At 69.5% G+C, this 10,714-nt stretch carries 10 protein-coding genes; 9 read left to right on the plus strand and 1 reads right to left on the minus strand.

Features of this window, described 5'->3' with window-relative positions; translation table 11 throughout:
- From GT354_RS14750 to GT354_RS14785, 8 genes are all read left to right on the plus strand, one after another.
- On the plus strand, positions 1-1,818 hold a 1,818-nt coding region (locus tag GT354_RS14750), incomplete at its 5' end, for an acyl-CoA dehydrogenase family protein (protein ID WP_161356765.1).
- A gap of 59 nt (positions 1,819-1,877) precedes the next feature.
- Positions 1,878-3,080 carry a lipid-transfer protein gene (locus GT354_RS14755; protein WP_161356766.1) on the plus strand — a complete coding sequence of 401 codons (1,203 nt, stop codon included), beginning with the start codon at positions 1,878-1,880 and terminating at the stop codon, positions 3,078-3,080.
- A gap of 108 nt (positions 3,081-3,188) precedes the next feature.
- Positions 3,189-3,344: a hypothetical protein gene (locus GT354_RS14760; protein ID WP_161356767.1), complete on the plus strand. Its 156-nt coding sequence runs from the start codon at positions 3,189-3,191 to the stop codon at positions 3,342-3,344.
- 33 nt (positions 3,345-3,377) lie between these two features.
- Complete coding sequence (locus tag GT354_RS14765) at positions 3,378-3,794, plus strand: hypothetical protein (RefSeq protein ID WP_161356768.1); 417 nt, start codon at positions 3,378-3,380, stop codon at positions 3,792-3,794.
- 69 nt (positions 3,795-3,863) lie between these two features.
- The gene (locus tag GT354_RS14770; RefSeq protein ID WP_161356769.1) at positions 3,864-5,534 is read left to right on the plus strand and encodes an alpha/beta hydrolase; all 1,671 of its coding nucleotides are present in this window, start codon (positions 3,864-3,866) and stop codon (positions 5,532-5,534) included.
- A gap of 83 nt (positions 5,535-5,617) precedes the next feature.
- Positions 5,618-6,106, plus strand: coding sequence for a hypothetical protein (locus GT354_RS14775; RefSeq protein ID WP_161356770.1), 489 nt, complete (start codon positions 5,618-5,620; stop codon positions 6,104-6,106).
- Positions 6,103-6,687 carry a hypothetical protein gene (locus tag GT354_RS14780; RefSeq protein ID WP_161356771.1) on the plus strand — a complete coding sequence of 195 codons (585 nt, stop codon included), beginning with the start codon at positions 6,103-6,105 and terminating at the stop codon, positions 6,685-6,687. Before GT354_RS14775 ends, GT354_RS14780 begins: the two co-directional genes overlap by 4 nt.
- Positions 6,688-6,837: 150 nt before the next feature.
- Positions 6,838-7,401 (plus strand): hypothetical protein, encoded by a 564-nt coding sequence (locus GT354_RS14785; RefSeq protein WP_161356772.1) that lies wholly within the window; start codon positions 6,838-6,840, stop codon positions 7,399-7,401.
- 36 nt (positions 7,402-7,437) lie between these two features.
- Here GT354_RS14785 and GT354_RS14790 read toward each other — a convergent pair whose 3' ends face one another.
- Positions 7,438-8,739: an NYN domain-containing protein gene (locus GT354_RS14790; protein ID WP_161356773.1), complete on the minus strand. Its 1,302-nt coding sequence runs from the start codon at positions 8,737-8,739 to the stop codon at positions 7,438-7,440.
- A gap of 203 nt (positions 8,740-8,942) precedes the next feature.
- Between GT354_RS14790 and GT354_RS14795 the strand changes: the two genes are divergently transcribed.
- Positions 8,943-10,625 carry a long-chain-fatty-acid--CoA ligase gene (locus GT354_RS14795; RefSeq protein WP_202511910.1) on the plus strand — a complete coding sequence of 561 codons (1,683 nt, stop codon included), beginning with the start codon at positions 8,943-8,945 and terminating at the stop codon, positions 10,623-10,625.
- The last annotated feature ends 89 nt before the right edge of the window (positions 10,626-10,714 follow it).

Raw genomic sequence — 10,714 nt, forward strand, 5'->3', positions numbered from 1 at the left:
GCCCGCGCCGAGGGCGGCGGCCTGCGGATCACCGGCGTCGCCACGCCCGTCCTCGGGGGCGCGCTCGCCGACGTCCTGCTGCTCGCGGCTCGTCGCGCGGACGACACCGTGGCGCACGTCGTCGTGGACGCGGCCGACGTGAGCGTGCGGGCGCTCAAGAGCGTGGACCCCACCCGCCGCAGCGCCGAGGTCACGGTCGACACCGTGGTCCCGGCCGCGCGCGTGCTCGACGGCGTCAACGAGGACCTGGCCCGCGACTACGCGGCCGTCCTGCTGTCCGCCGAGGCGTGCGGCGTGGCCGCGTGGGCGCTGACCACCGCGACCGAGTACGCCAAGGTGCGCGAGCAGTTCGGCCGCCCGATCGGCCAGTTCCAGGCGATCAAGCACCTGTGCGCCGACATGCTCGTGCGCGTCGAGCAGTCGCGCGCGGTCACGTGGGACGCGGCACGCGCGATCGACGCCGGCAGCGACGCGCCGACTCGCTCGCTCACCGCCGCGATCGCCGCGACCTACGCGGTCGAGGCCGCGTTCACCACCACCAAGGACTGCGTACAGATCCTCGGCGGGATCGGCTTCACGTGGGAGCACGACGCGCACATCTACCTGCGCCGCGGCCTGACGCTGCGCCAGTACGCGGGCCCCGCCGCGTTCTGGCGGCTGCGCGTGTGCGAGCTCGCGAGCGCCGGCGCCCGCCGCGAACTGGTACTGGACCTGCCGCAGGAGGCCGAGCGGCTGCGCGACACCGCGCGCGCGATCCTGGCCGAGGTCGCGCAGGAGTCGGGCGCGGAACAGCGGGCGCGGCTGGCCCCGCTGGGCTACGCGGCCCCGTACCTGCCCAAGCCGTACGGCATCGGCGCCGGTCCGGTCGAACAGCTGGTGATCCAGCAGGAGATGAAGGCGCTGGGGGTGCGACTCCCGGACATCACGATGGGCAACTGGGTCATCCCGTCACTGATCGCCTACGGCACCGAAGCCCAGCAACAGCGCTTCGCGCCACCGACCCTGCGCGGCGAGATCCAGTGGTGCCAGCTCTTCTCCGAGCCGGGCGCCGGCTCCGACCTCGCCGCGATCAGCACCCGCGCGACCAGGACCGAGGGCGGCTGGCTGATCAACGGCCAGAAGGTGTGGACGTCGCGGGCCCGCGAGTCGCAGTGGGGCATCCTGCTCGCACGCACCTCGCCCGACAAGCCCAAGCACGAGGGCCTGACCTACTTCATCGTCGACATGACCGCGCCGGGCCTGGACATCCGCCCGCTCAAGGAGATCAGCGGTCTGGCGATGTTCAACGAGATCTTCCTCGAAGACCTGTTCGTGCCCGACGACATGGTCGTCGGCAAGGTCGACGAGGGCTGGCAGGTGGCCCGCAACACGCTCGGCAACGAGCGCGTGCACATGGGCGCGGGCAGCTCGTTCGGCGCCGGCATCGCCAACCTGGTGGCGTCGGTGAACGGCCCGGCGGGCGAGTTCGTGGACGGCGGCTTCCGCGAGCGCCTGGGCGCCCTGGTCGCCGAGGCGTCCTCGCTCGCGCTGATCGAACTGCGCACCACGCTGGCCCGCCTGTCCGGACTCGAACCGGGCGCCGGCGCGTCGGTCCGCAAGCTCGTGGGCACCCCGCACCAGCAACGCGAGTCGGAGCTGTCCCTCGAACTGCTGGGCCCGCTGGGCGCGGTGGACGAGGGCGACGGCCAAAAGGCGGCCTTCGGCTTCCTGATGAGCCGCTGCCTGACCATCGCGGGCGGCACCACGCAGGTCCAGCTCAACGTCGTCGGCGAGCGCATCCTGGGCCTGCCGCGCGACCCCCAGCCTTCCGAGAAGTAGTCCGCGCGATTCGTCACCCGTTCCTTTTCGGTTCCTTTCTTTCGACAGGAGTTTTCCCCATGGCACAAAAGGCGTTCATCGTCGGCGTCGGCATGACCAAGTTCGAGAAGCCGGAAAGCCGCGACTGGCAGTACTGGGACATGGTCAAGGAGGCCGGCAGCAAGGCGCTGGAAGACGCGGGCGTCGGCTACGACAAGGTCGAGCAGGTCCCGGTCGGCTACTGCTTCCAGGCGTCCACCGCCGGCCAGCGCGCCGCGTACGAGCTGGGCCTGACCGGCGTGCCGGTCTACAACGTCAACAACAACTGCGCGACGGGCTCCAGCGCGCTGATGATGGCCCGGCAGTTCGTCGCGGGCGGGATCAACGACTGCGTCCTCGCGATCGGCTTCGAGAAGATGAAGCGCGGCTCGCTCGGCGGGGGCGGCGACGGCGACTTCTCGACCTCGCCGGTCGCGCAGCACTACAAGATCATGGGCGACGTGCACGGTTTCTCGATGACCGCGCCGCCGACCGCGCAGATCTTCGGCAACGCCGCGCGTGAGCACATGGAGCGCTACGGCACCACCGCCGAGCAGATCGCGCACGTGGGTGTGAAGAACCACCGGCACTCGGTGAACAACCCGTACGCGCAGTTCCAGGTCGAGTACTCGCTCGAAGAGGTGCTCGGCGCCAAGGAGATCCACTCGCCGCTCACCCGGCTGCAGTGCTCGCCCACGTCGGACGGCGCCGCCGCGGCCCTCGTGGTGAGCGAGCGCTTCGTGCGCGAACACGGCCTGGAGAACCAGGCGATCGAGATCCTGGCCCAGTCGATGACCACCGACACCGCCGAGAGCTTCGCCTCCAACACGTGCATCGACGCGGTCGGCAAGCCGATGTCGGCCGCGGCCGGCCGGCAGGTCTTCGAGCAGTCCGGGCTCGGCATCGAGGACGTGGACGTGATCGAACTGCACGACTGCTTCTCGATCAACGAAATCCTCACCTACGAGGCGCTGGGCATGTGCGGCGAGGGCGAGGGCGGCAAGCTCGTCGCCGACGGCGCCACCACCTACGGCGGTCGCTGGGTGGTCAACCCGTCCGGCGGCCTGATCTCCAAGGGCCACCCGCTCGGCGCCACCGGCCTGGCCCAGGCCGCCGAGATCAGCTGGCAACTGCGCGGCCAGGCCGCCGCGCGCCAGGTCGCCGACGCCAAGGTCGGCCTGACCCACAACATCGGCCTCGGCGGCGCGGCCGTCGTCGGCCTGTACCGCCGCGGTCAGTTCTAGTCGACAGGCACCGGGCGGTCCGATTCCGGACCGCCCGGTCGTCCCGGCACACGGCGGCCCGGCTCGGACGCTCCGATGATCATCACTGTGGGTGATCTTTGTTTGCGCATGGTTGATCACCTGTGTATCAATGTCTTCCAATCGGCACTCGAACGGCCGTACGGCGTCGCCCAAGGCGCGGATCGAGGCAGGCAACTCGCCGCCTCGGCCGGGCGGTTGCGGCGACGCCTACCGCACCGCGACGACACGTGGTTCGAGCGCTGACGGATCATGGACGGCCGTGAGCATGGGGGACCGATGTCATCGATCGACCGGATAGTCAATCCTTGGCGCTACGAGCCGGGCAAGGAACCCGCGCCGCCGGCCGAACGGCCCGCGCAGACGGCCCTGTTGTCCGCCGACGGCGCCGACGGGAGCGGGGCGTTCGGGGTCGACACCAGCCGGATCAGGACCTGCGGCTCCGCCGCGGGCGAGATATCCGATCGGCTGAAGCAGTCCGTGCGAGGGCTCGAAAACGAATGCCGCGACACCGCCGGCGCGATGCCCGGTTTCGCCCTGCCGGGCCGCATCGGCACGGTGTCGACGGAGTGGGCCGACTGGGTCATGGCGCTCGTCGGCGAAACCCTCACCCTATCGGGGCAGATCACGGACGCCGCAGGGGCGTACGAGCAGAACGAGAACCTGGTCCGCGGCTCGTTCACGCCGGGCGGCTGAGCCGTGGTCGGTTTCGACGAGCTGAGAAACGCCCGACCCGAGTGGCTGGTTCATCCACTGACCACTTGGGTGGACGCGAACAAGGTGCTCGAACAGGCTCAGCAGGACACCGCGACGCAACTGTCGCAGGGGTTGCGCAACTCCGAGTGGAAAGGGGACGCGGCCAACGGCGCGGCCGCGGCCTCGGACGGGATCGGCAAGCGCCTGTCGATGGCTTCGATCGAGGCGTCCGCGATGGTGAACACCCTGCGGGCCGCGATGGACGAGTTGACCAGTTGTCAGACCGCGCTGCGCGACGCCGTCGAGCGCGCGACCGCACAGCGCTTCACCGTGGGTCCCGGCGGATCGTTGGCCTGGCAGGAGATGCCCGACGGCAGGCAGGCCACGAGCCCCGAAGACCAAGCGTCACGCAACCGGCAGATGACCGGATTCCAGGAAGAGTTCCAGCGGATCGTGCAGCGTGCCACCGACGCGGACGGGCGCTTCGCGGGGGAGGTCGACCGCCTTCACCCGGCCGATCTGGCCGGCCCCAGTGCGTGGCAGAACGTCGTGAGTGACGCTGGGGGCGCGACCGATGCCCGGGCGGCCCAGATACCCAAGGACCCCGCCGAGGCCGCCAAGTGGTGGGCCGGCTTGACCGACGAGCAGCGCGAGACCTTCGTCGAAGCGTGGCCGAGTGCCATCGGCGCCACCGACGGGCTGCCGTCGAAGGTCCGTGACGAGGCCAACCGGATCGCCTTGGCCCAGCAGATCGAGTTCAGGCAGCAGGAGACGCCGGATCCCGGAGACAAGGCCAGGCACGACTCGGAACTCGCCAAGTTGCTGGACATCGACAAGAAGCTGGTCGACGGTCAGAGCAGGTCGGCGGAACAGCAGTTGCAGCTACTGAAGTTCGGCGCCGAGGGCGACGGACGCGTGATCCTGGCGGTGGGCGATCCGGACGAGGCGGCGAACGTGGCCGTATTGGTCCCGGGGACGGGTGCGACCTCCGACAACGGAGACCTCGACCGGGTCTACAACATGCAAATGGCGGCCGACCGGCTCACGCCCGACAACCCCGGCGACGTCGCCACCATCCTGTGGTTGGACTACGACGCGCCGGACGCGATCCCGAACGCGGGGTCGAGGGGCTACGCCGCCGATGGGGCGCCGAACCTCGACACCTTCCTCAACGGCTTCCAGGCACAAAACGGCGACACCCCGCACATGACGGTCGTCGGGCACTCTTACGGATCCACGCTGATCGGGGACGCCGCGCGCAGCGGCAATGGCCTCGCGGTGGACGACATCGTGGTCCTGGGCAGCCCGGGCATGCATGTCGACAGTGCCGACGACCTCCGGATCGACCCAAGACACGTCTGGGCCGAGGAGGCCCCGGGCGACCCCGTACCGGAGGGAGGCGCGCCCTTCCACGGTGGTGTCCGGGCCCACAACCCCCTCGACTTCGACATGACTTGGGACGGTCACGGGCCTGGCATCTCGCTGGACATGGATTCGCCGATTCAGTTCGTCACGCCCACCAGTGACGATTTCGGCGGCAACCGGATGACCACGAACGACGCCGGCAGGAGCCCGGACGGCCTCCTGGATTTCCCCGCACACAGTTCGTACTGGGACCTGAAAGAGGACCGCACTCCCGACATCAGCCTCGACAACCAGGCCCGCGTGATCATGGGCAACTACAACAACCCGGACTCACGCATGCAACCGCAGCTCGTCGACGGGCGGATGCCCGGATGATCGAGCCGGATGATCGATTCGGGGCAACCAGGGTGGCAGCGGCTTTGGCCGGCAAGAAGTCTGTCGAGGATCGAGGAAGACGTATGCCCGCCGAATCGCGCCGCCCGCAGAACGAACCGCTTTTGACTCCCCGCGCGTTGATCGAGCGAGCCGAGAGACACGCTCGGGACGTGATCGACTGGATCGGGGCACCGATCACCGAGTCGGGGGCCTCGACAGAGATGATGCCCTGCAAGGGCGCGACCGCTTCCGGGCCCAAGAGCGTGTTTCGCGCGTACAACGTGCGCATTCCCACGCAGCGGCACCAGGCCGCCTTCGAGCGCGTGCGCGACGAGCTGACGACGCGGGGATTTCGGATCACGAAGTACGACGTGGGGCCGAGTGTGGCCGAGCAAGCCGGCACCACGGGCAGATTGAACGCCATATCCGGGCGGGACGGATATCACCTGCTGTTGTCGAGCACGTGGCCCGCCAAAGAGATCACGATCTGGGTTCTGTCGCCGTGCTTCCTGGCGGCGCCGACCGCCGTGTCCCGGATCACGGCCGGCCCCTCCGCGAACAGGACGTCATGACGCGCACAGGCAGCAACAGGTTGATTCTTCCGGCGGTGTTCGCGCTCATGGTGTTGGCGGGCGGATGCGGGGGCGACACGGATTCGGGGAAATCGTCCGGGGCTCCCGGATCGAAGCAGAGCGTGCCGACGAAGGCGCCGGAGGAGATGATCAGGCCCGCTCAGTTGATTGCCTCGGAGATCATCGGATGGATCGACGCGCCGATCACCCCCCAGGGAGCCGGCACGGAGAAGCCGCCGTGCGGCAACACGTCGGCCAAAGGCGGCCCGAGAAGCATCCTTCTCGCGTACAACGTGATCTTGGAAAGCCCGAAACACCTGGCCGCTTTCGAGCGGGTGCGGGCCGGGATGACCGCCCGCGGGTTCAAGATCACGAGCTACGACGCGGGGTCCGATGGGTGGAGCGAGACCGGGACCAGCGGGAAGATGAGTGCCAAGGATCCGCAGACCGGTTATGGCATGCGGCTGTCCAGCACTTCCCCCGCCAAGGAGATCACCATCTGGATCTCCACGCCGTGCTTCGTGCCGGCGCCGACGACGGCGCCGAGCGCGCCGTCGGCCGCGGCGGTTCCGTCGTCGTGACGGGTGGCCGGCGCGGGTGACGTGCGCTCGTGCGGTGGCCGAAGGTGGGTCCCGCGCGGGCGTCGGATGAGTACGCGGGCTCACGCGCCGGGACTCGTGAGGGGCCAGGGTCGGGGGTGTTCCCGAAACCACCGACGAAGGCGAATCCTCATGTTCCGGACCCGAGTTCGTGCGCTGGTCGTCGCGGTGGTCGCGATCGTGTCGTTGGCGGGTTGTGGCCTCGACCGGACGCTCGCCACACCGCCGCGATCCACCAAGCCCGCGCCCGTGCAGGTGACCGCCGATGTGCGGCGGGCGGCCTCCGGGTACGCGTCGGACGTCGCGGGGTGGATCGGCAGCGGGCCCATCGCGCCGGTGTCCACGAACACGTGGACTGATCCGATGGAGTGCAGCCACGATGCGGTAGGAGGATTCGGAGTCGAGAGCACGTTCCGGATGGACCTGGCGGAACCGCTCCACCCGGCCGCGTTCGAGCGGGTGCGGGCCGGCATGCGCGCGCGGGGGATCACGATTTCGTCCGACAGCGCGGGGCGGCCGGGGGAGTCCGCCTTCATGATCGCTGCGGATCAGAAGAGCCGCTACAACCTGCGGCTCTTTTCGGCGCCGACGACCACGGACAAGCCGGAGTCCGACGCGATCGTGGTCGAGGTCCGCTCGCCGTGCTTCACCGAGGCGACCCAGGCCCCCGTCCAGGTCCCCGTTTCGTCGCCGTGACGGGCGCGGCGTGTGTGCCGCACCCGTCGGGCCGGGTCAGCCGCCGTCGGTGTCCGGGACGATGGTGAGGTCTGGGGCGACGTGGTCGGCGTCGGTGACCACGCCGCCGTGCAGCCACTCCGCGAGGAGGCCGCGTTCGCTGTCGGTGAGATACAGGCGCGCGTTCGCGCACAGGGTCTCGACGTTGCGCAGGAAGGCAGCCGCGAGGTCGTCGGCGGAGGCCACCGGGTGGGCGGTCGAGGACCAGTAGCCCGAGTAGACCAGGCCCGTGGTCACGAACGCGATGGCCTTGCGGGCGATCGTCTGCATCCGCTCGGCGCAGCGGTCGCGGACCGCGCCCGAGGTCTGGTTGCCCTGGAAGCCGTTCTCGCTGACCTCGGCGTGCAGTTCCTCGAACAGCACGTGGTACTCGCCCGGCGAGAGCCGGGGCGCGCCCGTGACGGTGGCCACGCGGTCGATCAGGTCCCGTACCGGCTCGCGCACGTGGTCCATTCGGCCGTGGCCGTTGGGTCGGACCGAGGGCGGCTGATGGCGGGTGCGGTCGTAGATGTAGCCCGGTGGAACGCGGCTGATCGTGAGCTGTTCGTCGGCGCCCTGGTCCAGGATCAGTTCCAGCAGCGACGAGAACGTGGTCGCGCCGCCCCAACGGGTGCGGGTGACCTGCTCGCGGCCGACCCGCTGGAGTACCGAGTGCGCGAGCGTCGCGAGCACGATCGGATCCTCCGACCCGGCCACCTGGTCGCGTACGTGCGCCATGACCTGCTCGCGCACACCCTCGTCGGCGGGCGCGACGTCGATCTCGTCGCGCAGGGCGCGCTCGATGAACTCCTGGTCGCTGATCACGACGTCACCCGCCGCGACGTACGCCTGCGCGGCCGGCCCGCTCGCGATCACCATCGTGCGGCGGTCGTGACTGCGCAGCCGAAGGAGCACGGGCGTGAAGTCCGCGTCCGCGCTCATGATGATGACCTCGTCGAACCGGGTCGAGTGCTGGAGCGTGTCCAGCACGTCCATCACCATGTGGATGTCGGCGCTGTTCTTGCCCCGCCCGGTCAGCGGTGGGCAGTCGATCACGCGAAACGCCGACCTGGTGAAGAACGCCCGATAACGGTCGTGCATCACGGGGTTCAGATAACAGTTGCGTACCAGGAGCGAGCGACGCAGGCCGTGCTCGGCCGACTCGTTCTCCAACCACTCCAACCACTGGGAAGGCTTACGGGCGAAAATCTCCGCCGAGGCGCGATCGGTTTCCCGTAGCCCACTGTAAATATTGTCAAAGTCAAGAAAAAGTGCGCTACGAATTCTGCCCGGAATGCTCGAATTTATGCTCATGTCCATGCCTGCCTCCCCCGATGCGTACGGCCTCAATCTGTCCGACGCGTCACGTGCGGGCAAGCGGCAAACATCCGATCCGGGTCGTGTTCGGGTTCGGGCTTCGTTTCGATCTTCGTCGTCTTCCGATCTTCGCGCCCGCGGGTTAGGTTGCGGATCGCAAGCTTGATCGTGCCATGTAGGTGTGACCGTCCGTCAGGAGCCGTGCCGTGTCGGGACGTTGGAACAGCACGCTGGACACCCTGCTGCGTGATCGGGCCGAGGACACCTCGCCCGCCATGCGCTGTGAGGACCGCCGGTGGACGTGGGCGGAGGTGGTGGCCGAATCCGCGCAACGGGCCGCGTTCCTGCGCGCGCGACGCGTCGAGGGCGCGCCGTGGCACATCGGCGTGATGCTGGAGAACGTTCCCGAGTTTCCGCTTCTCCTCGGGGCCGCGGCGCTGTCCGGCGCGGTGATCGTGGGGCTCAACCCGACTCGGGTCGGCACCGAACTCGCGCGCGACATCGACCACACCGACTGCTCGCTCGTCCTCACCGACGCCGCGCACCTGGCGCAGTTGCGCGAGGCCGCGCCGGACTTTCCCGCCGACCGGCTGCTGTGCGTCGACGACCCGGCATGGGCACTCGCCCTCGCGCCGCACGCGGGGGCCGCGTTGCCGAGTGAGCGACCGGCGGCCGAGGACACGTTCATGCTGATCCTCACCTCGGGCACGACCGGGCACCCCAAGGCCGTCATGTGCTCGCAGGGCAAGATCGCGTCGCAGGGCGCGAGCGTGGTGACGATGGAGCGGCTCACCGGCGACGACGTCGCGTACTGCGCGATGCCGCTGTTCCACTCCAACGCGATCATCACGTGTTGGGCGCCGGCGGTCTCCTCGGGCGCCGAACTGGTCCTGCGGCGACGGTTCTCCGCGTCGGGATTCCTGCCGGACGTGCGCCGCTACGGGGTCACCTACGCCAACTACGTCGGCAAGCCGCTGTCGTACATCCTGGCCACGCCCGAGTGCGCGGACGACGCGGACAACCCGCTCACGCGCGTGTTCGGCAACGAAGGCGGTCCACAGGACGTCGAGCGGTTCGCCCGCCGGTTCGGCTGCTCGGTGCGTGACGGCTTCGGCTCGACCGAGGGCGGACTCTCGTTCGTCCCGGTCCCCGACATGCCGCCGGGCGCGCTCGGCAAGCCCAACGGCGACATCCGGATCCTGAACCAGGAGACCCGCGAGGCGTGCCCGCCGGCGACCTTCGACGCGGAGGGCCGGCTGACCAACTTCGAGGAAGCGGTCGGCGAACTCGTCAACGTGGGCGGCGCGGGGTCCTTCGAGGGCTACTACAACAACCCGACGGCGACCGCGCAGCGGATGCGCGAGGGTTGGTACTGGAGCGGCGACCTGGCCTTTCGCACGGCCGACGACCTGGTCTTCTTCGCGGGTCGCAGCGGCGAGTGGATCCGGGTCGCGGGCGAGAACTTCGGTTCCACGCCGGTGGCGCGCATCCTCTCCCGGCATCCCGACGTCGCGGTCGCGACGGTGTACGGCGTCGCCGACGAGGCGGCGGGCGACCAGGCGATGGCGGCCCTGGTGCTGCGCGAGGGGGCGACCTTCGACCCCGACGCGTTCGCCGGGTGGCTGGCGGCCCAATCCGACCTGTCGACGTCCTGGCATCCGCGCTACGTCCGCATCGCGGCCACGCTCCCGCAGACCAGCACCAACAAGATCCTGACCCGCGTCCTGGTCCGCCAGGCGTGGTACACCGCCCCCGACCCGCTGTGGTGGCGCGACACCAAGACCGGCCCGTACCGCCCCTTCACCGAGACCGACCAAAAAGCCCTGGAAGCCGCCTTCGCGGACCGGGGCCGCGCCCACATCCTGGCGCTGCTGGACCGCCGGGGTTAGGCGGTTCGACGGTCGTCGTGAGGCACGAAGACGGCGGTGGTGGTGTCGTCGACGCCGAAGGTGAGGTTCAGGTCGGCGTGCATGGCGCG

The organism is Streptomyces sp. SID3343, from assembly GCF_009865215.1.
Lineage (GTDB): Bacteria > Actinomycetota > Actinomycetes > Streptomycetales > Streptomycetaceae > Embleya.

What these genes read in the sequence shown, in the direction of transcription:
- GT354_RS14755 (WP_161356766.1), top strand. Translation starts at nt 1,878, where the DNA reads ATGGCACAAAAGGCGTTCATCGTCGGCGTCGGCATGACCAAGTTCGAG.
- GT354_RS14760 (WP_161356767.1), top strand. Translation starts at nt 3,189, where the DNA reads ATGGTTGATCACCTGTGTATCAATGTCTTCCAATCGGCACTCGAACGG.
- GT354_RS14765 (WP_161356768.1), top strand. Translation starts at nt 3,378, where the DNA reads ATGTCATCGATCGACCGGATAGTCAATCCTTGGCGCTACGAGCCGGGC.
- GT354_RS14775 (WP_161356770.1), top strand. Translation starts at nt 5,618, where the DNA reads ATGCCCGCCGAATCGCGCCGCCCGCAGAACGAACCGCTTTTGACTCCC.
- GT354_RS14780 (WP_161356771.1), top strand. Translation starts at nt 6,103, where the DNA reads ATGACGCGCACAGGCAGCAACAGGTTGATTCTTCCGGCGGTGTTCGCG.
- GT354_RS14785 (WP_161356772.1), top strand. Translation starts at nt 6,838, where the DNA reads ATGTTCCGGACCCGAGTTCGTGCGCTGGTCGTCGCGGTGGTCGCGATC.
- GT354_RS14790 (WP_161356773.1), bottom strand. Translation starts at nt 8,739, where the DNA reads ATGGACATGAGCATAAATTCGAGCATTCCGGGCAGAATTCGTAGCGCA.